The 25,091-nt window shown below is 65.0% G+C and carries 24 protein-coding genes; 13 read left to right on the forward strand and 11 right to left on the reverse strand.

All coding sequences use genetic code 11. The annotated features are described in order from the left end of the window. Positions 1–12 precede the first annotated feature (12 nt). Positions 13–1,398, reverse strand: coding sequence for a flagellar filament capping protein FliD (fliD, locus tag ASD71_RS23440; protein ID WP_056570260.1), 1,386 nt, complete (start codon positions 1,396–1,398; stop codon positions 13–15). Positions 1,399–1,540: 142 nt separating this feature from the next. Continuing rightward, positions 1,541–1,918, reverse strand: coding sequence for a flagellar protein FlaG (locus tag ASD71_RS23445; protein WP_056570262.1), 378 nt, complete (start codon positions 1,916–1,918; stop codon positions 1,541–1,543). A gap of 139 nt (positions 1,919–2,057) precedes the next feature. Here ASD71_RS23445 and ASD71_RS23450 point away from each other — a divergent pair, with 139 nt between their 5' ends. Further along, positions 2,058–2,795, forward strand: coding sequence for an IclR family transcriptional regulator (locus ASD71_RS23450; RefSeq protein WP_056570263.1), 738 nt, complete (start codon positions 2,058–2,060; stop codon positions 2,793–2,795). Positions 2,796–2,823: 28 nt separating this feature from the next. On the opposite strand, the gene ASD71_RS23455 is transcribed toward ASD71_RS23450, so the two are convergent. The 4 genes from ASD71_RS23455 to ASD71_RS23470 all read right to left on the reverse strand — a co-directional run bounded on the left by ASD71_RS23455 (position 2,824) and on the right by ASD71_RS23470 (position 6,676). Next, on the reverse strand, positions 2,824–3,990 hold the full coding sequence (locus ASD71_RS23455) for an acyl-CoA dehydrogenase family protein (RefSeq protein ID WP_056570264.1): 1,167 nt from the start codon (positions 3,988–3,990) through the stop codon (positions 2,824–2,826). Next, on the reverse strand, positions 3,980–5,221 hold the full coding sequence (locus ASD71_RS23460) for a CaiB/BaiF CoA-transferase family protein (protein WP_056570266.1): 1,242 nt from the start codon (positions 5,219–5,221) through the stop codon (positions 3,980–3,982). The genes ASD71_RS23455 and ASD71_RS23460 overlap by 11 nt, the downstream gene beginning before the upstream one ends. Then, positions 5,218–6,189, reverse strand: a complete 972-nt coding sequence (locus tag ASD71_RS23465) for a tripartite tricarboxylate transporter substrate binding protein (RefSeq protein ID WP_056570268.1) — start codon at positions 6,187–6,189, stop codon at positions 5,218–5,220. Before ASD71_RS23465 ends, ASD71_RS23460 begins: the two co-directional genes overlap by 4 nt. Positions 6,190–6,259: 70 nt before the next feature. Continuing rightward, positions 6,260–6,676 (reverse strand): cupin domain-containing protein, encoded by a 417-nt coding sequence (locus ASD71_RS23470; RefSeq protein WP_056570270.1) that lies wholly within the window; start codon positions 6,674–6,676, stop codon positions 6,260–6,262. A 166-nt stretch (positions 6,677–6,842) separates the two neighbouring features. Between ASD71_RS23470 and folC the strand changes: the two genes are divergently transcribed. From folC to purF, 4 genes are all read left to right on the forward strand, one after another. Further along, complete coding sequence (folC, locus tag ASD71_RS23475; protein ID WP_056570272.1) at positions 6,843–8,153, forward strand: bifunctional tetrahydrofolate synthase/dihydrofolate synthase; 1,311 nt, start codon at positions 6,843–6,845, stop codon at positions 8,151–8,153. Between the two features lie 73 nt (positions 8,154–8,226). Next, a complete protein-coding gene (locus tag ASD71_RS23480) occupies positions 8,227–9,045 on the forward strand; it encodes an SPOR domain-containing protein (RefSeq protein ID WP_056570273.1) in 819 nt (272 codons plus the stop codon). Then, complete coding sequence (locus tag ASD71_RS23485) at positions 9,045–9,533, forward strand: CvpA family protein (protein ID WP_056316730.1); 489 nt, start codon at positions 9,045–9,047, stop codon at positions 9,531–9,533. The genes ASD71_RS23480 and ASD71_RS23485 overlap by 1 nt, the downstream gene beginning before the upstream one ends. A 30-nt stretch (positions 9,534–9,563) precedes the next feature. After that, positions 9,564–11,084: an amidophosphoribosyltransferase gene (gene purF / locus ASD71_RS23490; RefSeq protein WP_056570275.1), complete on the forward strand. Its 1,521-nt coding sequence runs from the start codon at positions 9,564–9,566 to the stop codon at positions 11,082–11,084. Positions 11,085–11,165: 81 nt separating this feature from the next. Here purF and ASD71_RS23495 read toward each other — a convergent pair whose 3' ends face one another. The 5 genes from ASD71_RS23495 to map form a co-directional block, all read right to left on the reverse strand. After that, positions 11,166–11,687: a M48 family metallopeptidase gene (locus tag ASD71_RS23495; RefSeq protein WP_056570277.1), complete on the reverse strand. Its 522-nt coding sequence runs from the start codon at positions 11,685–11,687 to the stop codon at positions 11,166–11,168. Between the two features lie 16 nt (positions 11,688–11,703). Then, on the reverse strand, positions 11,704–12,189 hold the full coding sequence (locus tag ASD71_RS23500; RefSeq protein ID WP_056570278.1) for a disulfide bond formation protein B: 486 nt from the start codon (positions 12,187–12,189) through the stop codon (positions 11,704–11,706). A 49-nt stretch (positions 12,190–12,238) separates the two neighbouring features. Continuing rightward, the gene (locus ASD71_RS23505; RefSeq protein WP_056570280.1) at positions 12,239–12,952 is read right to left on the reverse strand and encodes a MarC family protein; all 714 of its coding nucleotides are present in this window, start codon (positions 12,950–12,952) and stop codon (positions 12,239–12,241) included. A 68-nt stretch (positions 12,953–13,020) separates the two neighbouring features. Beyond that, positions 13,021–15,627, reverse strand: a complete 2,607-nt coding sequence (locus ASD71_RS23510; RefSeq protein WP_056570282.1) for a [protein-PII] uridylyltransferase — start codon at positions 15,625–15,627, stop codon at positions 13,021–13,023. Between the two features lie 16 nt (positions 15,628–15,643). Further along, a complete protein-coding gene (gene map, locus ASD71_RS23515; RefSeq protein ID WP_056570284.1) occupies positions 15,644–16,465 on the reverse strand; it encodes a type I methionyl aminopeptidase in 822 nt (273 codons plus the stop codon). 879 nt (positions 16,466–17,344) lie between these two features. On the opposite strand from map, the gene rpsB reads away from it, so the two are divergent. The 8 genes from rpsB to rseP all read left to right on the forward strand — a co-directional run bounded on the left by rpsB (position 17,345) and on the right by rseP (position 25,043). After that, positions 17,345–18,094 carry a 30S ribosomal protein S2 gene (gene rpsB, locus ASD71_RS23520; protein WP_056570286.1) on the forward strand — a complete coding sequence of 250 codons (750 nt, stop codon included), beginning with the start codon at positions 17,345–17,347 and terminating at the stop codon, positions 18,092–18,094. 180 nt (positions 18,095–18,274) lie between these two features. Continuing rightward, positions 18,275–19,153, forward strand: coding sequence for a translation elongation factor Ts (gene tsf / locus ASD71_RS23525; RefSeq protein WP_056570288.1), 879 nt, complete (start codon positions 18,275–18,277; stop codon positions 19,151–19,153). Between the two features lie 178 nt (positions 19,154–19,331). Beyond that, the gene (pyrH, locus tag ASD71_RS23530; protein ID WP_056570291.1) at positions 19,332–20,048 is read left to right on the forward strand and encodes a UMP kinase; all 717 of its coding nucleotides are present in this window, start codon (positions 19,332–19,334) and stop codon (positions 20,046–20,048) included. A 15-nt stretch (positions 20,049–20,063) separates the two neighbouring features. Further along, positions 20,064–20,624: a ribosome recycling factor gene (gene frr, locus ASD71_RS23535; protein ID WP_056570293.1), complete on the forward strand. Its 561-nt coding sequence runs from the start codon at positions 20,064–20,066 to the stop codon at positions 20,622–20,624. A gap of 175 nt (positions 20,625–20,799) precedes the next feature. Then, entirely contained in the window at positions 20,800–21,564 is a 765-nt protein-coding gene (gene uppS, locus ASD71_RS23540) for a polyprenyl diphosphate synthase (RefSeq protein WP_056570295.1), read from the forward strand. Between the two features lie 51 nt (positions 21,565–21,615). Continuing rightward, positions 21,616–22,473 (forward strand): phosphatidate cytidylyltransferase, encoded by an 858-nt coding sequence (locus tag ASD71_RS23545; protein WP_056570297.1) that lies wholly within the window; start codon positions 21,616–21,618, stop codon positions 22,471–22,473. After that, on the forward strand, positions 22,470–23,669 hold the full coding sequence (locus ASD71_RS23550) for a 1-deoxy-D-xylulose-5-phosphate reductoisomerase (protein WP_056570298.1): 1,200 nt from the start codon (positions 22,470–22,472) through the stop codon (positions 23,667–23,669). Before ASD71_RS23545 ends, ASD71_RS23550 begins: the two co-directional genes overlap by 4 nt. 42 nt (positions 23,670–23,711) lie before the next feature. Next, positions 23,712–25,043, forward strand: coding sequence for an RIP metalloprotease RseP (gene rseP, locus ASD71_RS23555; RefSeq protein WP_056570300.1), 1,332 nt, complete (start codon positions 23,712–23,714; stop codon positions 25,041–25,043). The last annotated feature ends 48 nt before the right edge of the window (positions 25,044–25,091 follow it).

The raw sequence follows: 25,091 nt of genomic DNA on the forward strand, positions 1-25,091 counted from the left end.
TCTTCTCGGTTATCACTTCGACGACTTGTTCATGGCCGCGAATTGCTGGGTCAGGTAGTTGGCCGTGACCGACTGCTGCGCAACGAATTTGTCCAGTTGGACGAACTGCGCGCGCATCAGTTCCAGCGATGCTTCGCCGGCGGCCTTGGCGCGCGTGTACTGGTCCTTCACGTTGGCGATCGACTTGGCCAGACCGTCGGTCTTGGTCTTGATCGAACCGGTGTCGCTCAGGATGTCCTTGGTGGCCTTGTCGAAATTCGCGGCCAGACCGTTCTCGCCGGTCAGCATGCGCGCGACGTCGGCGCTGTTCGTGGCCAGGGCCTTGTCCAGCTTGGTCTGGTCCAGCGTGAGCTGGCGCGTCTGCGGGTTGGTCGTGATGCCCAGGTCGGCCAGCGAACGCATCGTGCCTTCGCCCGTCACGAACTGCAGCGCGCTGGCAAGCGACGACTGGATCGCGCGCGTCGTGCCGTCGCCGGTCAGCGGCTGGTTGGTGGCGGCGGCGGCGTCGAAGGCCGTCAGGTTCTTGATCGTCGTCTGCAGCGTGTTGTAGGCGGTGACAAAGCTCTGGATGGCCTTGCTGGCCACCGAGGGATCGCTTTCCAGCTTCAGCGTGATCGGCTTGCCCGCTTCCGTCTTGGACGACAGGTTCAGCGTGACGCCGTCGATGGCGGTCGAAATGTTGTTCGTGCCGCTCTTGATCGTGATGCCGTTGATATCGATCTCGGCATCGACGGCGGCGGTGGCCGTCATTTTGCTATTGGCGGCATCGGTGCTGCTGTAGGACAGGACGTCCTTGAGCGACTGGTCGCCCGTCACCGTGATGGACTTGACCGAGGCCTGCACGCCGGTGTCCTTGGCGGTCATCATCAGGTAGCTCTTGCCGTCGCCGTCGGTGATGACGGTGGCGCGCACGCCCAGCGTGTCGTCGGCGTTGACCGCCTTGACGATGCCGTTCAGCGAGGTGTCGTCCTTCAGGTCGACGGTCTTCTTGGTGCCGTCGGCCAGTTCGATTTCAAACGAACCCGTGGCGCCGTTGGACGCCTTCCGGTCGGCGACCGCGCCCGATTGCAGCGTCTGGGAAGTGGCAACGTTCTTCACGTTGATCGTGTACTGGCCGGCCACGGCGCCTTCGGCGGCCACGGTCGCGGTCAGGGCGTCACCGCCGGTCACGCTGCCTTTCACGGCGCCCAGCGTCTCGGGCTTGCCCAGTGCGGCGGCAGCCTTCTGCACGGCTTCCACGGCGCTCTTGAGCTGGCCGTATGCCGTAACGCGGGTTTCGAAGCTGGTCTGCCGTACGGTGTACTGCTGCAGCTTCTTTTCCTCGGCTGCTTGCAGCTTCGTGAGGATATCCTCCAGGGGCAAGCCTGAGTTCGCGCCGAGATTGGTGATGGTGGCCATTGAAATTCCTTCCTAGCGATGCAATTCTGACAAAAATGTGATCCCGGCTATCGGCCGGGTAAAGGCATAAGGCGGGCCTAATTCGGCGGTTCTCTCACCGGGCCGCGCGTCAATCTTGGCGAACGGTGTTTTAAGTGCCGGATCAGGCCGACGTCTTGATACCGTTCCCCTGCATGTTCACGATCATCTTGGCGATCTTCAGCACCGTTTCGCTCGGAATGGTGCGCAGGACATCGCCCGATTCCGCGTCGATCACCGACACCACGACCTGGTGCACGTTCGGGTCGATTTCAAACTGAAGCTGTGTCGACCAGGCCTTCATCTGGTCATTGATCTCATCCAGGGCTTTGTCGAGCGGCAACTTCTGCGCATTTGCCTGGTCGGACGTGGCGCCGCCGGAGGCGTTGCTGTTGGCGCTGGCCGGAGCCGGCGTGGCGGTGGCGGACGGGTCCGGCGTGGCGATAACGGTCGAAACCGGTAACGACGCGAACGCTGCGGGGGCTAACGGGGTTACGGCCATGATCACTCCAACGGCGAGGGGGGCGTCTCGGAGAACGCGCTGTTTTCAGGAAATTCTCAGTTACCATAACGGCACCCTCGCAGGGAACTTTAGCCCCGCGCATATGGATGGTTCACGTGCTAAGAGTCTGGATCGGGCGATGAGTGTCAAGACGGCGTTGCGAGTGATCGAAATCATCGAAACCTACGCCCGCGAGAAACGCGCGCTGCCCTTGTCGGAGCTGGCCCGCCTGCTGGACGTGCCGGTCTCCAGTTGCCTGGCGCTGATCCGCACGCTCACCAGCCTTGGCTATCTGTATGAAACGGGCCGGCGCCAGGGCTATTACCCCACCGGCCGCCTGCTCGCCATGGCCCAGCGCATCGCGCGGGCCGACCCCGTCCTGGACCGGGTCTATCCCAGCCTGGTTGAACTGCGGGACGCCACGCGAGAAACCGTCGTCTTCGCCAAGCTTTCGCCGGACGGCCGCGTCGTCTACCTGGATGTGCTGGATTCGCCGCATACGATCCGATACGCGCCCGTTGCAGGCGAGTTCAAGGACGTTCATGCAAATTCGCTGGGAAAAGCGCTGCTTTCACTGCTGGACGAACCGGCGCGCGACGCCTTGCTCGCCAACATTCCCATGACGCGCTACAACGACCGCACCCTCGTGACCCGAGAGGCCTTGCTGGCGGACCTGGACGCCGCTCGGCAGCGGGGGTGGTTCATGAACAGCGGAGAATCCATCGCCGACGTGGGGGCGATTGCCTGGCCGGTCACGCTGTCCGGTGAACATTACGCCATTTCTGTTGGCGGCCCGATCTACCGGATCGAGCCAGAGCAGGAAACTTACGCCCGCATCCTGCGGGCTGCCTGCACGGGGCTGGAGCAGCAGGCCTGAACCGCGCCTGCCTGCCGCCAGCTTCCGTCTAGTACGACTTGGGCAGGCCCAGCACCTTTTCGGCGATGAAGCACATGATGAGCTGCGGGCTGACCGGCGCGATGCGGGGAATGAAGCTTTCGCGCAGCAGCCGCTCCACGTGGTACTCCTTGGCATACCCCATGCCGCCCAGCGTCATCACCGCCGTCTGGCAGGCGTTGTAGCCGGCCTCGGCCGCCAGGTACTTGGCCGAATTGGCGGCAGGGCCGCAGGGCTTGCCCGCGTCGTACAGGCTGGCCGCCTTGAACACCATCAGGTCCGCGGCTTCGAGCTGCATCCAGGCCTGGGCGAGCGGATGCTGGATCCCCTGGTTCTTGCCGATGGGGCGGCCGAACACGGTACGTTCGCCGGCATACTTGACGGCCCGGTCCAGCGCCGCGCGGCCGATCCCCACGGCTTCGGCGGCGATCAGGATGCGCTCGGGGTTCAAGCCGTGCAGGATGTATTCAAAGCCGCGGCCTTCCTCGCCGATACGGTCGGCCACCGGAATCCGCAGGCCGTCGATGAACAGCATGTTCGAGTCCACGGCCTTGCGGCCCATTTTCTCGATCTCGCGCACCTCGATCTTTTCGCGGTTCAGGTCGGTATAAAAGAGCGACAGGCCCTGCGTGGGCTTTTCAACTTCGGATAGCGGGGTGGTGCGCGCCAGCAGCAGCATCTTGCTGGCCACCTGCGCCGTCGAGATCCAGATCTTGCGGCCGTGCACGACGTACTCGTCGCCCTGGCGCACGGCGCGGGTGCTCAGCTTGGTCGTGTCCAGCCCGGCATCGGGCTCGGTGACCGCAAAGCAGGCCTTCTCGCGGCCGGCAATCAGCGGTTCGAGCCAGCGGCCGCGCTGCTCGTCGCTGCCGAACACCACCACCGGATTCAGCCCGAAGATGTTCATGTGGACGGCGGAGGCGCCCGTGAAGCCGGCGCCCGACGCCGCGATGGTCTGCATCATCAGCGCGGCTTCGGTCATGCCCAGGCCCGCGCCGCCGTACTCCTGCGGCATGGCAATGCCCAGCCATCCGTCGCGCGCCAGGTCGGCGTGCAGGGGTTCCGGAAAGCCGCCCTCGCGGTCCCGTTCCAGCCAGTACTCGTCGGGATAGCGGTCGCAGATGCGGGAAACCGCGTCGCGCAGCGCCAGTTGATCGGGGGTGAATTCAAAGTCCATCGTTGTTTCCGTCCTGGGTAATGCCACGGGCAAGCATGGCGTCGATCTGTTCCTGTCCGTAGCCAGCCTCGGCCAGCACCTCGCGGCTGTGCTCGCCCAGCCGCGGGGCGGGACGCCGAATCGAGGTCGGCGTGCCGGCATAGCGGCCCAGCGTCCCGGTGGTGCGGATGCGGCCTTCCGAGGGGTGGTCCATTTCCCGGATGAACCCGGTAGCGGTCAGGTGCTCGTCCTGGATCAGGCCGTCGATGGTGTAGAGCTGCGAGGCCGGAATGTCGGCGCGAGCCAGTTCCCGCAGCCAGTCGTCGCTGGGGCGGGTGGCGATCACCTCGGCCACGAAGGCATAGACCTCACTGATGTGCGCGGCGCGCGCGCCATGGGTGCAGAAGCGCGGGTCTTGTGACAGCTCGGGCCGCCCGATCAGGTCAAAGAAATTGCGCCAGTGCTTGTCGTTGTAGATCAGCAGGCAGATGTACCCGTCCGACGTGGCGTACGGACGGCGATGCGGCGCCAGCAGGCGCGCGTACCCGGTGGGCCCCATCGGCGGCTCGAAAGTCGCGCCGCCCAGGTGGTCGCCCAGCACCAGGTGCGCCATGCCCTCGAACATGGGAATCTCCACCGGCTGTCCGCGCCCGAGCGCGCGGGCGCTCAGCACCGCGGACACCAGCGCAATGCCGACGTGCAGACCCACCGCCCGGTCCGCCAGCGTCAGCGGCGCGTAGCGCGGCACGTCGCCGCTTTGCTGCGCGGACAGCGCGGCAATGCCGGTCTGCCCCTGGATCAGGTCGTCGTAGGCGGGGCGGCCGGCGTAGGGACCGGCCTCGCCAAACCCATAGGCGCCCACATAGACGATGCGCGGGTTGCGCGCCGTCACCGCTTCGTACGACAGGCCCAACCGCGCCATCGCCTGGGGGCGGATGTTGTAGAGCAGGGCGTCGCAGCTTTCGGCCAGTTTCAGGCAGGCCTCAAGCCCCTCGGGGGTCTTCAGGTCCAGCACGATCGAGCGCTTGTTGCGGTTCAGGTGCAGGTAGAGGTGCCCCATGCCCGGGTTGCGCATGGGTCCGACGGCCCGCATGTTGTCCCCCGCCGGCGACTCCACCTTGATGACGTCCGCGCCCAGGTCCGCCAGAACCTGGGTCGCGTACGGCCCCATCACCACCGAGCTGAGGTCCAGAATGCGCACGCCGGCCAGCGGTCCGGCAACGGGCGTGTCGGGCAGGGGCTGGTCGATCATTGCTGCTCGATCCCCGCGTCACGGATCAGCTTGCCCCACAGGTCGCGCTGTTCACCAACAAACTGGGCGAAGGCCTCGGGCGTGCTCGAGAAGGCGTCGAAGCCCAGTCCCGCCAGGCGCTTCTTCACGTCGGGCTTTGCCACGATCTGGTTGATGGCCCCATTCAGCTTGGCCACGATCTCGGGCGGCATGCCGGCGGGACCGAAGTAGCCGTTCCAGGAGTTCAAGTCGAAGTCGGGCACCCCCGCTTCTGCCATCGAAGGCAGATCGGGAATGATGGCGCTGCGCTCGGCGGTGGACACGGCCAGGGCGCGCAGTTGGCCCGACTGCACGAACGGCAGGCCAGAGGTCAGGTCCGTGAACATGAAGTCCACCTGTCCGCCGACCACGTCGGTCAGGCTCTGCGGCGTGCCTTTATAGGGCACATGCAGGATGTCGATCTTGGCGCGGTTGGCCAGCGTGGCGCCCGCGACGATGCCGGTGCTGTTGCCGCTGGCGTAGGTGATGCGGCCCGGGTTCTTCTTGGCGTCGGCCACCAGGTCGCCCACGGTCTTCCAGGGGCGCTTCGGGTTCACGACCAGGATGAAGGGCAGGTTGCCGCCGCGCGCGATCGGGGTGAAATCCTTGACCGGGTCATACGGCACGTTCTTCATCAGCCAGGGGGCGGCCGAATGGGAAGTATTGGTGGTGACGAACAGCGTGTAGCCGTCCGGCTTGGCACGCGCCACGTAGTTGGCCGCGATCGTGGCATTGGCGCCCGGTTTGTTCTCCACCACGACCTGCTGGCCAAGGAGGGTCGACAATTCGGCCCCGAAGATCCGGCCCACGGCGTCCGTGCCCGATCCTGCCGGGAAGGGCACCACAAGGGTAATGGGCTTGGTGGGGTAATCGGCGGCGTGGGCGGGGCCAGCCGCCATCATGGCGGCGCCGCTGACCAGCGCGGCGCCAAGCAGGCGTAGGGATTGCATGGGTGTGTCTCCTGTCTTTATTGGAATAAGGCGCGGCTCTATCGGCCGCTGCCTCTCGCGAAGCGCCGCGTCAAGCGGCTGGGGGTGGCGCCGGAAAATCGCGGATCACGCGATCGGGGGATTCTTCGTAAGGCGGCGTGTAGATCACCAGCAGCCGGGCGGGTTCATCGCTCGTCACGGTGAAAACGTGGGGAATGTCGGGGGGGAAGTAACAGCAGTCGCCGGGGCCCATGTCGGCCCATTCGTCCTGCACCTGCGCGCGGGCGGTGCCCGAAATCAGGTAACAGACCTGCTCGATGCCGGGGTGCGCGTGCGGCAGGGCGCCTTTACCCTTGTCGATGACGCCCAGCAGCACCTCCACGCCGCGGGCGCCGACGGTGTCCGGGCTGATCAGCCGGCGGTTGAGGGTGCCGGTGTGGTTGGCAGGGCTGTAGCCCGGAACGTCGGCTTCACGCACCAGCCATTTGGGAGTTGAACGCTGCGTCATGTCTCTTCCTGTTATTTTCCATACATGAATTTATTTTTACGTATGAGAAAAACATGGGCAAGCACTTTCTGCCGGCGGATACCGTGCCACACCCTAGGGGATTAGGGAAAACACCGGGCACACACTGCTAAAATCGCAGGCTGATTTCCTTTCGCGAACCCGTCTCATGTCTTCTGTCCGCACGCCTGACGCCGCTGCCAACCTGTCCGATTGGCTGCAGTACCTGGAGTCCATCCACGCCACCGCGATCGACATGGGGCTGGACCGGGTGCGCCAGGTCGCGGACCGCATGCAACTGTCGCTGCCCGGCGTCAAGTTCGTGGTCGGCGGCACCAACGGCAAGGGTTCCACCTGTGCCATGCTCGAGGCCATCCTGCTGGCCGCGGGCTACAAGGTCGGCTTGTACACCTCGCCGCATCTCATCGACTTCAACGAGCGCGCCCGCGTCAACGGCCAGATCGCCTCCGATCAGGACCTCATCACGCAGTTCCAGGCCGTCGAAGCCGCGCGCGGCGATGTGTCGCTGACTTACTTCGAATTCACCACGCTGGCCATTCTGCGCCTCTTCTCGCAGTCGCGCCTGGATGCCGTCGTCCTCGAAGTCGGCCTGGGCGGACGCCTGGATGCCGTCAACATCGTCGATGCCGACTGCTCCATCGTCACCAGCGTCGACCTGGACCATACCGACTGGCTGGGCGACACGCGCGAAAAAATCGGCTTCGAAAAAGCCCACATCTACCGCAGCGGCCGGCCGGCCATCTGCAGCGATCCGGTGCCCCCGCAGTCGCTGCTGGATCACGTCGAAGCCATCGGCGCGGACCTGTGGCTCTTCGGGCGCGACTACAACTATTCGGGCGACCGCCAGCAATGGGCGTACGGCGGGCGGGAACAGCGCCGCAGCGGGATGGCCTATCCGGCCCTGCGCGGCGCCAACCAGTTGCTCAACGCCTCGGCGGCGCTGGCCGCGCTGGAATCCGTGCGCGACCGGCTGCCCGTGCAGCAGCAGGCCGTGCGCCTGGGGTTGTTGCAGGCATCGCTGCCCGGCCGCTTCCAGATCCTGCCGGGCCAACCCACCGTCATTCTCGACGTGGCGCACAACCCGCATGCCGCTGCCGTGCTGGCGCAAAACCTCGACAACATGGGCTTTCATCCGTACACCCACGCGGTGTTCGGCATGCTGAACGACAAGGACCTCGCCGGCGTGGTGGCCAAATTCGGCTCCCGCGTCGACTACTGGTATTGCGCCGGTCTTCCAGGGCCGCGCGGCACCCCCGCCCAGGCGCTCGCGGACCAGGTCGCCGCAGCCCTCCCGCCGCTGCCCGCCGGCAGCGAAAGCCCCAGCATCCAGCCCTACGCCGATCCCGCCCAGGCCTTTGCCGCAGCGCGCGAACGGGCAGGGGAGAATGATAGAATCGTGGTATTCGGATCGTTTCTCACCGTAGCCTCCGTCTTGCAGGCTCTGGGTCGCAAGGCATAGGCAAATCGGGCCATTCGCGTCATGGCGGCCCCGCCGCCTCAATGCCGCAAGGCGCCGCAAGGAATTCTCTTCCATGGGTTTTTTCAAACGCAAAGATCCCGCCGAGCAGGCGCAGGCCTCCAAACGGGCTGCCGTGCCAAGCGAGGTCCAGGCCGCCGAGTTGCGTGGCCGCGCGCGTCGCAGGCTCGCAGGCGCCGTAGCGCTGGTGCTGGCAGCCGTCATCGTCCTTCCCATGGTGCTCGATTCGCAGCCCACCCCGGTCGACGACAACATTCCCATCAAGGTGCCGGAACGCAATACGCCGTTCCAGCCGCAGGTCTCGGAACCGCAGGCCACCGCACCGGCCGAGCCGTCCGCGCCCACCGACCCCGCCGCCGTTCCCACGCCACCGGGCGTGACGTCCGTGCCGCCCGTGGCCGCTGCGTCCAACACGCCGCACGCCACCGCGCCCGCCGCACAGCCGGTCACGCCTGCAGTCCCGCCGGTCACGCCGCCCAAGCCCGAGGTCAAACCCAAGCCCGAGCCGGCCAAACCCGCGACGCCCGCCAAACCCGACTCGCGTTCGGACGACGGCGCGCGCGCCCTGGCGCTGCTCGAAGGTCGCAACGCTCCGGCGTCCTCGCCCAAGCCCGACGCGCCCAAGCCGGCTGCCTCCAAGGGCAATTTCGTGCTGCAGATCGCCGCGTACACCACGTCGGAAGACGCCCAGTCGCGCCGCGGCAAGCTGCATCAGGCCGGCGTCACCAATGCATTTGTCGAGCAGGCCACCATCAATGGCAAGCAGCAGTTCCGTCTGCGCGTGGGGCCGTTCCCCTCGCGCGAGGCGGCTCAGGCGGCCCAGGCGCGGTTGCGCACGCTGGGCTATGACAATGGTTTCATTGCCGCCCAATAGTGACCGGCTTCGACTTCGTCGTGCTGGCCATCCTGGTGGTATCGGGTGTGCTGGGCCTGGTGCGCGGCCTGCTCAAAGAGGTGCTGTCGCTGGTCGCCTATCTGCTGGCCTTCGTGGCCGCGATATGGTGGGGCCCCACGGTCTATACCTGGCTGGAGCCCTATATTGAAACGACGCTGCTGCGCATGGGAGTCTCCTACGCGGCGGTGTTCATCATCGTGTTGCTCGGCGTGGGGTTGGTCAATATGACGCTTGCCGCCCTGATCCGCAGCACCGGACTGAGCCCGGCCGATCACGGCCTGGGCGGAATGTTCGGGCTGGCCCGTGGTCTATTGATTGTGCTGGCGCTGGTCGCCGCCGCAGGGTACACGCCGCTGCCACAAGAGCCATGGTGGCAGGACGCCATGTTTTCGCATTCGGCCATCGAGGCCATCAAACATATCAAGACGTGGCTGCCGCCAACCCTGGCGACGTGGCTGCCGTACTGATTAGCTTCAAATCAACCAGGAAATCTCACCATGTGTGGAATCGTAGGGGTCATCGGGCGCGGGCCGGTCAACCAGCTGCTCTATGACAGCTTGCTGCTGTTGCAGCATCGCGGGCAGGACGCCGCGGGCATTGCGACGTCGCAAGGCAACCAGTTCAATATGTACAAGGCGCACGGCCTGGTGCGCGACGTGTTCCGCACGCGCAACATGCGCGCGCTGCCCGGCACGTCCGGCGTCGGCCAGGTTCGCTATCCGACGGCCGGCTCCAGCGCCAGCGAAGAAGAAGCCCAGCCTTTCTACGTCAACGCCCCGTTCGGCATCATGTTGTCCCACAACGGCAACCTGACCAACTGGCGCGAACTGCGTGAATCGCTGTACCGCGTCGACCGCCGCCACATCAACACGAACTCCGATTCCGAAGTCCTCTTGAACGTGCTGGCGCACGAGCTGCAATCGGCCGCCAACGGCGTGTCGCTCGATGACGACGCAATGTTCCGCGCGGTTGCCGCCCTGCACAAGCGCGTGCGCGGCGCCTACGCCGTCGTGGCCCAGATTTCCGGCTACGGCCTGCTCGCCTTCCGCGATCCCAACGGCATCCGTCCGCTGTGCATCGGCCGCCAGGAAACCGAAGAAGGCGTCGAATGGATGGCCGCCTCGGAATCCGTGGCCCTCGAAGGCAGCGGTTTCACCTTCGTGCGCGACGTCGAGCCCGGCGAAGCCGTGTTCATCGACCTGGACGGCCGCCTGGTCGCCCGTCAGTGCGCCGACAATCCGCAGCTCGTTCCCTGCATTTTCGAATACGTCTACTTCGCCCGCCCCGATTCGATGATCGACGGCGTGTCGGTGTACGACGCGCGCCTGCGCATGGGTGAATACCTGGCCGACAAGGTTGCACGCAACATGCGCCTGGGCGACATCGACGTCGTTATGCCGATTCCCGATTCCTCGCGCCCGGCCGCCATGCAGCTTGCCGCGCGCCTGAACCTGGACTATCGCGAAGGGCTCATCAAGAATCGCTACGTGGGCCGTACGTTCATCATGCCGGGCCAGGCCGTGCGCCGTAAGTCGGTGCGCCAGAAGCTCAATGCCATCGGCATGGAGTTCAAGGGCAAGAACGTGCTGCTGGTGGACGACTCCATCGTGCGCGGCACGACCAGCCGCGAAATCGTCGACATGGCTCGCGCCGCCGGCGCCAACAAGGTGTACTTCGCCTCGGCCGCGCCTCCGGTACGCTTCCCGAACGTGTACGGCATCGACATGCCCACGCAAAGCGAACTGATCGCCACCGGCCGCACGGACGAGGAAATCGCCCGCGCGATTGGCGCCGACAGCCTGATCTACCAGGACCTGCACGACATGCAGCAGTCGGTCCGTGACATCAATCCCAAGCTCACGCGCTTCGAGGCCTCGTGCTTCGACGGGCAGTACATCACCGGCGACATCACGCCCGAGTACCTGGCCCGTCTGGGGCAGTCGCGTTCCGAGCCCGGCAAGGACGAAGACGCGGGCGGCCTGCGCTTCAACATGGGATACACGTCCGACGACGCCTGATTCCTGCGGGCGTTCGCGCAAACAGAAATGCCGTCCCTCGGGACGGCATTTTTTTCGCCGGCGCCACCGCACCGGAAATGGTCAGCCTTGCGCTTCCCACAACGGCGTGCGCGTGGCCTCCAGATGCGTCAGGTACAGCCGCAGGTCGAACTCGTACTGATGGTAGTGCGGCTCCATGCGCAGGCACATGTTGTAGAACGCCTTGTTGTGGTCCTTTTCCTTCAGATGGGCCAGTTCGTGCACGGTGATCATCTTCAGGAATTCGGCGGGCACGTTCTTGAACAGCGTCGCCACCCGGATCTCGTGCTTGGCCTTGAGCTTGCCGCCCTGCACGCGCGAGATGTAGGTGTGCTGGCCCAGCGCGTGCTGGATCACGTGGATCTTGCTGTCAAAGGCCACCTTGTTGATCTGGTCGCCGTTGCGCATGTAGGCGTTCTTCAGGTCGGTCACGTACTGGTACAGCGCCTTGTCGGTGCGCACTTCATGTGCGCCGCCCGGATACCGGGCAAGCAGGGCGGCGCCCAGCTTGTCCTGGTCCAGCAGTTTTTGCGCTTGCGCCAAGAGCGGCTCCGGATAGCCGGAGAGGTACTTCAGGGTCTGCACGATCTCGATGCGGCGTTCAGGCCGAGGCGCCGCGCCGGAACACCACCGGCAGCGCCATGAAGAACAGGATCACAAAGAGCGCCAGGCTCCACAGGGCGTATTCGACGCCCAGCACCGGCACCTTGGCGTCCATGCAGGTGGCGTAGATGCCGAACAGCGGCGGGATGGCGCTTTCCAGGCCGATGCCAGTCATGAAGCGGTCGGCAAACGTCTGGTCGCACGACAGCATGTTGGCGGCGACGCTGTACTGATACCAGGCGGCCACGATGCCGGACAGCGACAAGAGGGCAGCAAGAAAGCCGCAGATCCGCGTCAGCGCGCGTCCGCCGCCAAAGCCCCCGATCAGCGCGACCACGCCGATCACGAGATAGATCAGGCGCTGCATCACGCACCAGGCGCAGGGCGGCATGTCGAAGACGTGCTGGGAAACGAGGGCGATGCCCACGGCGCCGAAAGAGAAAAGGGCGATCAGGCGGAGCAGGCGTTCTGAGCGAGATGTCATTGTTGCGTTGAAATGGGTTGGACGAAGCCGGCGCGGCGGCCGGACATGCTTAGGCCTTCGGGACGGGAATTGGTTGCATGACCTGGGTCAGCACGCTCAGGAGCAGTTCCCGCGCGCCTTCCCAGAAAATCTGCACCCCCAGGCACAGCATGATGAACGCCGACAGCCGCATGAAGACCGCCGTGCCGTTGTCGCCCAGGCGATGCAGCATCTGCGCCGCAAAGCGCAGGCAGACGTAAAGCGTCAACGAAACGACGATGATGCCGGGAATGGAGCCCGCCAGCCGCACCAGGCTCCATGCGTGGTTCGTGTCCCGCAGCGAGACGCCCACCGTGATGGCGGCCGCAATGGAGCCAGGGCCGCAGCTGATGGGGAAGGTCAGCGGATAGAACGCGCGGGCCTTGGCCATCTCGGGTGTGAACGATTCGGCCATGCGCGCCACCCGTTCGGTGTCGGCATCCGGCGAATTCACCAGCCGCCAGGCGCTGGCGATCACCAGCATGCCCCCGCCCACGCGCACGATCGACAGCGAAATGCCGAAAAAGCTCAGGAGCACGTTGCCCGCCACCATGGCGACGATCAGCATCAGGCACACATTGATCGCAACCCGCTTGGCCAGCACCACCCGCGTGGCGGAGGACGCGCCCTCGGTCAGCGATAGAAAGATGGGGGCGATCGCGGGCGGATTCAGGAATGGCAGCAGGGTGGCCAGCGCGAAAAAAAAGCTGCCACCGAAAATGCGCAGATAGTCGTTGAGCTGCATGTGAGCAAGCATCGCCTGGCCGAAAACCCGGATTGTATGCGTTCCGGGCCGGGTCTGGCGATGCGGGCTCAGGCGGCGCGCTGCTGGGCCTCGTCGCCCGAAAGCGCGTCCAGAATGTCGCGCTCGAACTGCATCTGGCTGCGGGGGCGCGCCAGCGCGGATCCGTCCACGATGAACACGTCTTCCACGCGGTCGCCCAGCGTCATGATCTTGGCCATGAGCAGGTTGATCTCGTGGCGCGCAAAGACGCGCGCCAGGGCGTGCAGCAGCCCGGGGCGGTCGGTCGCCGTGACGGACAGCCGCCACGACGTGCTGCGTTCGTCCGGCTGGAGTTCGGCCTGGGGCATGACTGGAAACACGCGCGACACGCGCGACTGCCGGCCCCGCCCGTACCACCCGCCGCGGCCGGGCTGGGCCTGCGCGGCCGTCTGCGGATCTTTCAGGCGTTCGGCCAGTTCGTGTTCAACCAGCGTGGCCTGCGCACGCAGGTCGCTCGCGCCCTCGGGCAGCAGGACGATGAAGCTGTCCAGCGCCCAGCCATGGCGGGTCGTGTGAATGCGCGCATCCTGAATGGACAGGGACTTGGCATCGAAATAACCGCAGATCGCCACGAACAGGTCGGGCGCGTCGCGCGTGTAGACCATGATCTGCAGGCCTTCGCCCTGCTCGGTGGGGCGCGCCTTGACCACGGCTTTGGCAGGAGCGACCTGGTGGTACAGGTGGCGCGTGTGCCAGGCGATGTCAGAGGCGTCATGGCGCAGGAAATACGCCACGTCGAGCTGATTCCAGAAGGCTTCGCGCGCGTCGTCGCGCAGTCCGGCCAGCCGGGTCAGCCGCGCCGCTTCTTCCTTGCGCTCGGCCAGGACCGTGTGGGCGTCGGCATGGGCGCCGCCCAGCGCCGCCAGCGTCAGCTTGTACAGGTCTTCCAGCAGCTTGCCCTTCCAGGCGTTCCAGACCTTGGGGCTGGTGCCGCGGATATCAGCCACCGTCAGCAGATAGAGCGCGGTCAGGTGGCGCTCGTCTTTGACCGTGGCGGCGAACGACTGCACGACCTCGGGGTCGGACAGGTCGCGCTTTTGCGCCACCGCCGACATCAACAGATGCTGGCGCACCAGAAATTCGACCAGCTTGGCGTCCTCCGGGTCCATGCCGTGCTCCGCGGCGAACTTGCGGACTTCGCGCGCGCCCAGTTCGGAATGGTCGCCGCCGCGGCCCTTGGCGATGTCGTGAAACAGCGCCGCCACATACAGCAGCCAGTGCCGGTCCAGGCCGGCGATCAGTTGGCTGGCCAGCGGGTACTCCTGCGCATGTTCGGGCATGGTGAAGCGGCGCAGATTGCGCACCACCGCCAGCGTGTGCTGGTCCACCGTATAGGCATGGAAGAGGTCGTGCTGCATCTGCCCGACGATGCGGCGGAATACCGGCAGATAGCGCGGCAGGATGTTCAGCATGGTCATGCGCCGCAATTCATGGACGATGCCGCGCGGCTGCTGCAGGATCTGCAGGAACAGCTTGCGATTGACCGGGTTGCGGCGGAACTGCGCGTCGATGCGGTGGCGCGAATGCCAGATGGCGCGCAGCGTGCGGGCCGACATGCCGGTCAGCTCGGGGTGCTGCTGCATCACCAGGAAGGCGCGCAGCAGCAGCGTGGGATTGCGCTCGAAGCCGTCGTCCCGAATGATGTCCAGGCGGTCGCGCAGGTTGCGGAAATCGTCGTCGATGTCGCGCGCGTCGCTGTCGGGGCGCGGGAACAGCCGTTCCTCGATGTTCTGCACCAGGATGCCGTTCAGTTGCGTCACCAGCCGCGCCGCCCAGTAGTAGCGCTGCATCAGCAGTTCGCTGCCCCGCCGAGTGGCGGTGGCGTGAATGCCGTAGACCTCGGCCAGCGCGGGCTGCAGATCGAACAGCACCCGGTCTTCGCGCCGGTTGGCCAGCAGGTGCAGTTCAATGCGCAGGCGCTTGAAGGCCTGCTCGGCCTTGCGCAGGTCGCGCGCCTCGGACGAGGTCAACAGGCCCGCCTGCGCCACCGAACGCCAGTTGTTGCCGAAACCGGCGGCGCGCGCCATCCACAGAATGACCTGCAGATCGCGCAGGCCACCCGGCGATTCCTTGCAATTGGGTTCCAGCGCGTACGGCGTGTCGTGGTAGCGCGCATGGCGCTGCTGCATTTCGACGCGCTTGGCCAGAAAGAACGCCTGCGGATCGAGCCGGGACTTGGTCGCCGCATCGAATTTGCGCATCAGCACGCGGCTGCCGGCCAGCCAGCGCGATTCCAGCAGCGCGGTCTCTACCGTGATGTCCGCGTCCGCCTCGCGCTCGCAGTCCTCGATGGTGCGCACGCTGTGGCCGGGCTCCAGTCCCAGATCCCACAGCGATGCCACCAGTTTTTCGATCGCGCTTTCTTCGTCGGGCGTCGGCGCGTGCGGCAGCAGGATCAGCAGGTCGACGTCGGAGTGGGGGTAGAGCTCGCCCCGGCCATAACCGCCCACGGCCGCCAGCGTGGCGCCAACCGGCAGCGGGCAATGTTTGACCAGATCCCGTAGCGCGACGTCCACGATGCGGCGCAGCTCGGTCAGCAGGATGTCCGGCCGTTCGTGTTCCCGGAACTGGGCCACCACGGCCCGCCGGGATTCCTGGATGCGTTCGCGCAGCTTGGTGAGGATTTCGGCGGTCATGGGTGGCTGCGGGTCTTCAGACGGCGGGGATGACGATGGGTTCGGTGATGAACGCGGGCGGCTGGGGCATGCCGGGCGAGAGGGTCAGGACCTCGTAGCCGGTTTCCGTCACGCAGACGGCGTGTTCCCATTGCGCGGACAGGCTGTGGTCGCGGGTGACGACCGTCCAGCCGTCAGCCAGTTGCCGGATCTCGCGGCGGCCGGCATTGATCATGGGCTCGATGGTGAACAGCATGCCGGTCACCAGCTTCACGCCCGAGCCGGGCTTGCCGTAATGCAGCACCTGCGGATCTTCATGGAAGCGCTCGCCGATGCCGTGGCCGCAGAATTCACGGACAACGGAGAAGCCATTCGATTCGGCGTGCTTCTGGATCGCGTTGCCGATGTCGCCCAGCGTGGCGCCGTTCTTGACCTGCTGGATGCCCTTCCACATGCACTCGAACGTGGTGTCGGACAGGCGCCGGGACAGGATGGACTGTTCGCCCACCGCGTACATCCGGCTGGTGTCGCCGAACCAGCCATCCTTGATGATGGTGACGTCGATATTCAATGAGTCCCCGTTTTTCAGGACCTTGTCGCCGGGAATGCCGTGGCAGACCTGGTGATTGACCGAGGTACAGATGGCGCCGGGGAAGGGCGGGTAGCCCGGGGGCGCATAGCCGACCGTGGCGGACTTCACCTTCAGTTCGTCGGTCAGGTATTCCAGGCACAGGCGGTCGAGTTCGCCCGTGGTGACCCCCGGCTTGACGTGCGGGGTGATGAAGTCGAGAACTTTGGCGGCGTCCTGGCAGGCGGCGCGCATTTTGGCCAGGTCGGCCGGATTGGTGATTGTGCCCATGGAAAGCTTGCGATGAGTCGCTTGAATGTCTGCTTGAAAGAATAGTAGAATTATAAGCTTCCCTAAAAATTTGGGGAGCAATCGGGTTACCGGCAAGAAGGGTCAGGGATGAAAACATCCGTCAGGGTGAGAACATCTTGGCCCCCAGCCAAACCCGGCGGGTGCTGGCCTTTGGGTCCAGAGCACATCCGGCAGGATTTCTCGTTTCGCGCGGTTCTTTTCTAGGATCCCGCGGCAAGCCCTGAAGTTTCACCGCAAGCGAAGGTTGTGGAGCGAATTCGGGCAGGCTGCTGGGCATAGGGAAAGCCAAGTGTTGCATGGAAATCCGGCTGGGCAGGCTGTGGGCATGACTGCCGGCATTGGCTGGGCGCGGTGTGCTTGCAAGCCCGGAAGTGTTTTCGAGCGGCGATGCAGGTTCGGTATGGGCGCTGGATTAAGTTCTTGGAATTGCGCTGAAAAGCGTGCGCTGAAAAGCGCATCCTGAAAGGGATCCTTAAGAACTGCCACAGTGGCCTGATGCGCGGGCTGGCCTTGCGGCCAAGTTTGCGAAGAACTGGATTTCGCCGCCAACAAAACAATTCCGGGTGCGTCTCGAAGAAACTTCCAGGAACTTCCTGGAGTGTCGGACAGACGCAATGCAAGTCTCTTGTCGTGTGGCGGCCGTCTGGGTTTATCGCGGCAGCGTAGTAGAAGTCGTTAAAGGCGAGCCGCTACAGGCAACGCGCCTGGAGCGTCGTAGTTATTGCGGCAGTGATCGGCCGGCCCGGTTAAAATCTTTGTCATCCCGCGTTTTGCGGGAAATCGCGCGCAACACCACCCAGGGTGTCAGCAGGATGCTGATGCAGGTGCGGCGCAAGAAACCAACCCTTGGAGAATTAAATGTCTTTGATGCGCGAAATGCTGGAAGCGGGTGTCCACTTTGGTCACCAGACCCGTTACTGGAACCCCAAGATGGCTCAGTACATCTTCGGTCACCGCAACAAGATTCACATCATCAACCTCGAAAAGACGGTTGATAAGTACCAGGAAGCCACCAAGTTCGTGAAGCAGCTGGCTGCTCGCGGCGGCAACATCCTGTTCGTCGGCACGAAGCGCGCCGCTCGCGAACTGGTCGCCACCGAAGCCGCACGTTGCGGCATGCCCTTCGTCGACGCCCGTTGGCTCGGCGGCATGCTGACCAACTTCAAGACGGTCAAGACCTCGGTCAAGCGCCTGAAGGACATGGAAGTCGTCGTCGCCGAAGGCGGCGCCGAGCGCATGATCAAGAAGGAAGGCCTGCTGTTCCAACGCGAACTGGACAAGCTGAACAAGTCGATCGGCGGCATCAAGGACATGAACGGTCTGCCCGATGCCATGTTCGTGATCGACGTCGGCTACCACAAGATCGCCATCGCCGAAGCCAAGACCCTGGGCATCCCCGTGGTCGCCGTGGTTGACACCAACCACTCGCCCGAAGGCATCGACTACGTCATCCCCGGCAACGACGACTCGGCCAAGGCCATCGCGCTGTACGCCAAGGGCATCGCCGACGCCGTCCTGGAAGGCCGCGAGCAAAACCTGAACGGTCTGGTCGAAGAACTGGGCGAAGGTCAGGAAGAGTTCGTCGAAGTTCAAGACAACCAGGCCTAAGCCGGTTGTCATGTCCGGCGGTTAAGGTCTGGAAGCGGTGCCAAGACTGGCCCGCTTCCGCCCCGCCGGCGCTGCGAAGCTGGGCTCCCATCTTCCAGGCCCGCCCAGTGCGGGCGTCCCATCGAATCAAATCACAGCCCCGGCCCGCCGGGGCGTGTCTTAGCAAAATTTGGAGCAAACATGGCTGAAATTACCGCTGCCCTGGTCAAGGAACTGCGCGAAAAGACTGACGCGCCCATGATGGAATGCAAGAAGGCCCTGACGGAAGCCGAAGGTGACCTGGCCCGCGCCGAGGAAATCCTGCGCGTCAAGCTGGGCAACAAGGCCAGCAAGGCTGCTGCCCGCGTCACGGCCGAAGGCCTGATCGGTCTGTTCATCTCCGCCGACGCCAAGCAAGGCGCCGTCATCGAAATCAACTGCGAAACCGACTTCGTCGCCAAGAACGACGACTTCGTCGGCTTCGTGAACAAGCTGGCCGAACTGGTCGCCACGCAGAACCCGGCCGATGTGGCCGCGCTGTCGGCGCTGCCGTACGGTGAAGGCACGGTCGAAACCACCCGTACCGCCCTGATCGGCAAGATCGGCGAAAACATCTCGATCCGCCGCTTCGAGCGCATCCAGACCGCCAACTCGCTGGCCAGCTACGTGCACGGCGGCAAGATCGGCGTGCTGGTGGAATACACCGGCGCCGAAGAAGTGGGCAAGGATCTGGCGATGCACATTGCCGCCACCAAGCCCAAGGCCCTGAACGCCGACGGCGTGAACCCGGCCGACATCGCCGCCGAGCGCTCGGTTGCCGAGCAGAAGGCTGCCGAATCCGGCAAGCCCGCCGACATCGTCGCCAAGATGGTGGAAGGCTCGGTCGTGAAGTTCCTGAAGGAAGTGACGCTGCTGTCGCAGCCGTTCGTCAAGAGCGACAAGCACACGGTCGAACAGCACCTGAAGGAAAAGGGCGCCTCGATCAGCAAGTTCGTGCTGTTCGTCGTCGGCGAAGGTATCGAGAAGAAGACCAGCGACTTTGCCGCTGAGGTTGCCGCTGCCGCCGCTGGCGCCGCCTGACCTCTAGGTAGTGCTTAAAGGCCGGCGCTAGATTAAATTCTAGTCCGGCCTTTTTCGCCGCATGGGCCCCAAAAGGCAGACGCCTATGGGGCAGCCAACCCGCCTCGCGGGGCGGCGCTGGGGGTCAACCCCATTCTTGTCTTACACTTTCGTCGGATTGTTCTTCGGGATATCACCTATGAGCAGCAGGGCATACAAACGGGTTCTTCTCAAACTTTCCGGCGAGGCGCTGATGGGCGACGATGCTTTCGGCATCAATCGCTCCACCATCGTCCGTATGACCGATGAGATCGCTGAAGTCGCCGCCGCAGGCGTCGAACTGGCCATCGTCATCGGCGGAGGCAACATCTTCCGTGGCGTCGCCCCGGGTGCGCAGGGCATGGACCGCGCCACCGCCGACTACATGGGCATGATGGCCACCATCATGAACGCGCTTGCGCTGCAGGACGCGCTCAAGCACAAGGGTATCGACACCCGGGTACAATCCGCGCTGAATATCGATCAGGTCGTCGAGCCCTACATCCGGCCGAAGGCTTTGCGCTACCTCGAAGAGGGCAAGGTCGTGATCTTCGCCGCGGGCACCGGCAATCCCTTCTTCACCACCGATACGGCTGCGGCACTGCGCGGCGCCGAAATCGGCGCGGAGATCGTGCTGAAGGCCACCAAGGTGGATGGCATCTACAGCGCGGATCCCAACAAGGATCCCACCGCGACGCGCTACGCGCGCATCAGCTTCGACGAGGCGATCGTCCGCCGTCTGGAAATCATGGACGCCACCGCCTTCGCGCTGTGCCGCGACCAGAAACTGCCGATCAAAGTGTTTTCGATCAATAAGTCCGGCGCGCTCAAGCGAGTCGTGAGCGGCGAGGACGAAGGCACGTTGGTACACGTTTAAAGAAAAGGAAATTCCATGAGCGCAGCAGAAATCCGCAAATCCGCCGATGCCAGAATGGCCAAGTCGCTTGATACGCTCAAGACCAACTTGGCCAAGATTCGCACGGGCCGCGCCCACACCGGCATCCTGGATCACGTGCAGGTCGAATACTACGGTTCGCCCGTGCCGGTTGGCCAGGTCGCCAACGTGAACCTGGTCGACGCCCGCACCATCAGCCTGCAGCCGTACGAAAAGCACATGGCCGGCCCGATCGAAAAGGCCATCCGTGAGTCGGACCTGGGTCTGAACCCCATCTCCATGGGCGACACGATCCGCGTGCCGATGCCCGCGCTGACCGAAGAGCGCCGCCGCGACCTGACCAAGGTCGTGCGCAGCGAAGGCGAAGACGCCAAGATCGCGGTGCGTAACCTGCGCCGCGAGGCCAACGAAGCGCTCAAGAAGCTGGTCAAGGACAAGGAAATCTCCGAGGACGACGAGCGTCGTTCGCAAGATGACGTCCAGAAGCTGACGGATCGCGCCGTCGCCGACATCGACAAGATGGTCGTCCAGAAAGAAGCCGAAATCATGACCGTATAATCCCAGCTCGCCACGAGGCGCCGCATTGCGGCCCGCGTGGCGTCAGGATTTCGTTGCACATGCGCCGTCCCGTCCATTGCCTCGCGGTACTTCCTCGTAGCGATGGAAACGACGGCGCAGGTTTTTTCCCGTATTCGTCTTTTTCGCCGGTCCGCCGTGCGCAGTCCCCAAACTAATGGCAACCAGTTCGACTCAGGCGGTCCCCGACATCCGTGACATCCCCGAGCACGTCGCCATCATCATGGATGGCAACGGCCGCTGGGCGACGCGGCGTCTGCTGCCTCGCACCGCCGGGCATGCCAAGGGCGTGCAGGCGGTCCGGCGCGTGGTCGAGGCCTGCGGACGCGCGGGCGTGCGCTACCTGACGCTGTTCGCGTTCAGTTCCGAGAACTGGCGCCGTCCAGCCGAAGAGGTCTCGCTGCTGATGCGCCTGTTCGTGCAGGCCCTTGAACGAGAAGTCGGCAAGCTGCAGGAGCAGGGCGTGCGCCTGCACGTGATCGGCGACCTGAGCGCCTTCGAGCCGCGCCTGCGCGAGCTCATCGCCGCCGCTCAAGAACGTACCGCGCACAACGACCGGCTGCACCTGACCGTCGCCGCCAATTACGGCGGCCGCTGGGACATCCTGCAAGCCACCCGCGCCATGCTGGCGGCAGAGCCGGACTTGGCGGCCAACCCCGAACGGGTGGACGAAGAGCGCCTTTCCAGGCATCTTTCCATGGCATGGGCCCCCGAGCCCGACCTGTTCATCCGCACGGGCGGCGAACAGCGCATTTCCAATTTCCTGATCTGGCAGATGGCGTACGCGGAGTTCTACTTCACTGACCGCTACTGGCCGGATTTTGGCGCCAATGAACTCACGGCCGCCTTTGATTGGTACCGCACGCGCGAGCGCCGCTTCGGCCGCACCAGCGCCCAAGTCAGCGAAGCCGCCGCAAAATAGGCGCATCGCGACGCGCGCGTCTTTCCAGGCTGCACAAGAGGAGACCGTCACATGCTGGGCCAGCGTATCGTTACCGCCGTTGTTTTGTTGGCCATTCTGGCCGCCGCCATGGCGAGCGCCAATCCGTGGTGGTTCGTCGCGTTGCTGGCCCTTGCGGCCGCTTGCGCCAACTGGGAGTGGCTGCGCCTGACGCTGCCCCAACCACCGTCCCCCGTCATCTCCATCGGCGTTGCCGTGCTGCTGTTTGCCGGCATGCTTGTGCTGACGTCCGCCTGGTTGGCGGGCGACCGCAGCGGCGCCGGCGATCCGGGCTGGGTGCTGCGCTATCTGGTTCCTGCCGTCTCGGCCGTCTGGCTGTTCGGCGGCGTGGCCGCCGTGGTGCGCGGGCGTTCCGATGCGCCGCCGGCCAGCCTGGCCTGGTCGGTCTTCTCCGTGCCAGCGGCGTTTGCCGCCTGGGCGGTCCTGGCGCAAATGTACGTGGCGCGCGGCGCGGTGTTCGTCGTGTCCCTGCTGGCCCTCGTCTGGGTGGCCGATATTGCGGCATATTTTGCCGGCCGGGCATTCGGCAAGCGTAAACTGGCTCCGCGAGTCAGCCCGGGCAAGACCATTGAAGGCGCCGTTGCCGGCGTCCTCGGCGCGGTGGTGTGGATCGGGCTGTCCAGCCTGTGGGACGGCACTTTCGGCCATGCGCTCGTCGAACGCTGGACGTTCGGGCTGGCCTTGCCGATCGCCGCGGTGCTGGGCGTGCTGTCCATTGTGGGAGACCTGTTCGAGTCGCTGCTCAAGCGCCGCGCGGGCCGCAAGGATTCCAGCACGCTCCTGCCTGGTCACGGCGGCGTCTATGACCGCATCGATGCGATCCTGCCCGTCGCGCCGTTCGCGCTACTTTTGTCTGGAGTCTTGTTTTGACGGCTTTTCAACGTGTCGTCGTGCTGGGGTCGACTGGTTCGATCGGTGAAAGCACGCTGGACGTAATTGCTCGCCACCCGGAGCGGATGGCGGTTTACGCACTGTCGGCGCATAGCCGGATGCAACGGTTGGCCGAGCAGGCGCTGGCCAGCCGTGCCGCGGTCGTGGTGGTGCCCGACACCGCCGCCCGTCAAAAATTCATCGATGCGTGGCCAAGTGGCCAGCCAATGCCCGAGATCCGCGTCGGCGCACAGGCGCTGGCCGACACCGCCGCGGATCCCCAGTGCGACGCCGTGATGGCCGCCATCGTCGGGGCCGCGGGCCTGCCTTCGGCACTTGCCGCCGCGCGCGCCGGCAAGCGTGTGCTGCTGGCCAACAAAGAGGCGCTGGTCGCCGCCGGCACCCTGTTCATGCAGGCAATTCGCGACAACGGCGCCGAACTTCTGCCCATCGACAGCGAACACAACGCCATATTTCAGTGTCTGCCGCATCAGGGCCGCGCCGACGCGCCCCATCTTCCCGCGAAGGGTGTGCGGCGCCTGCTGCTGACCGCGTCGGGCGGCCCGTTCCGCGGGCGCGACCTCGAAGACCTGCACGACGTCACCCCCGAGCAAGCCTGCGCCCATCCCAACTGGAGCATGGGCCGCAAGATCTCCGTCGATTCGGCCACCATGCTGAACAAGGGCCTGGAAGTCATCGAAGCCCACTGGCTATTCGCAATGCCCGCCGATCGGATCGACGTGGTGGTGCACCCGCAGAGCGTCGTGCATTCGATGGTCGAATACGACGACGGCTCCGTCCTTGCGCAGTTGGGCCAGCCCGACATGCGCACGCCCATTGCTTACGGCCTCGGCTTTCCCGACCGCATCGAAAGTGGCGTCGGGCCGCTGGACCTGACCCGGCATGGCCGTCTCGACTTCGAAAAACCGGATCTGACCCGGTTTCCGTGTCTGGCCCATTCCTTCACCGCGATGCGGGCGGGGCAGGGCGCGTGCGTGGCGCTCAATGCCGCCAACGAGGTCGCGGTCGAGGGCTTCCTGGACGGCCGGCTGGCCTACACCTGGATCCCGCGAGTCATCGAGGCCGCGCTCGAGTGGCAAGCACGGCAGCCATCTGTTACCCTCAGCAGTCTTGACGACGTACTTTCGCTTGACGCCGAGGCGCGCGCATTTGCGGGCAACCTCGGACTGGCCTGATAGCGGGCCGCGCCTGCCTCTGATTTCCTAGATTCCGACCCCATGCTTTTCACCCTGCTGGCCTTTGCCGTAGCGCTTGGCTCACTGATCATTTTCCATGAGCTCGGGCACTATTGGGTCGCCCGCCTCTGCGGCGTGAAGGTCTTGCGTTTCTCGGTGGGCTTTGGCAAGGTCATCCTGCGCCGCACCGACCGGCACGGCACCGAATGGGCCGTTTCCGCGCTGCCGCTTGGCGGTTACGTCAAGATGCTGGACGATGCGCCGCCCGGTGCCTCGCCCGCGGTTGCGGCTTCCGCGTTCAATACCAAGCCGGTGGGCCAGCGCATCGCCATCGTGGCGGCGGGTCCCATCTTCAACCTGATTCTCGCGGTGTTCCTGTATGCGGGCCTGAACATGGCCGGCACCGAGGAACCCGTCGCCATTATCGCGCCGCCCGCGGCCGAGACCCCCGCCGCCCGCGCCGGCCTGCTGGCCGGTGATCGCATCCTGGCCATCGACGGCGCGGAAGTCTCTTCCTGGTCCGACGCCCGCTGGCGCCTGATGGACGTCATGTCCACCGGCGGCCGCGCCAGCATCGAGGTCAGCACCCCATCCGGCGCAGTCCAGCGGCGCGAACTCGACCTTCCCCCCAACACGATGGACCCGGCCGACGGCGATCCGCTCGCCGCCGCGGGTGTGCGTCTGGCCCAACCCAAGCCGGCAGTGCGCGCCGTGATCGATGGCGGCGAAGGGCAGGCCGCTGGCCTGCGCGCCGGCGATCTGGTCGTGGCCGTGAATGGCCAACCGGCGCCCGATACAGGCGCCCTCGTCAAGCAGATCCAGGAAAGCGCCGGCAAGCCGCTTGCCCTGACCGTCGTACGCGACGGCGCCAACGTCACCCTGAACGTCACGCCGCGTCCCGAAGTCGTCAATGGCCAGGAGATCGGCCGCGTTGGCGTGCAGTTGGGCGGCAACGTGCCCATGGTGACGGTGCGCTATGGCGTCTTTGACAGCCTGTGGCGCGGCGCGGTCCGCACCTGGGACACCGCTTGGTTCTCGCTGCGCATGATGGGCCGCATGGTGACGGGCGACGTGTCGTGGCGCAATGTCAGCGGTCCGGTCACCATCGCCGACTACGCCGGCCAGACCGCCCGGATCGGCATTGTTGCGTATATCGCCTATATCGCATTGATCAGTATCAGCCTGGGCGTTTTAAATTTGCTTCCCATTCCTATGCTGGATGGTGGCCATCTGCTGTACTATCTCGTCGAAATTGTGCGGGGTAGCCCCCCGCCTGCGAAATGGATCGACATCGGACAACGCGCCGGCATAGGTATATTGGCAAGCCTTATGGGGCTTGCGCTGTTCAACGATTTCACGCGTTTGTTCACTTGAACGCGATTTAGCATAAAATCCCCCGCCATTTGCACGACCGAGGATACT

This window comes from Achromobacter sp. Root565 (assembly GCF_001427425.1).
Taxonomy (GTDB): domain Bacteria; phylum Pseudomonadota; class Gammaproteobacteria; order Burkholderiales; family Burkholderiaceae_B; genus Achromobacter; species Achromobacter spanius_D.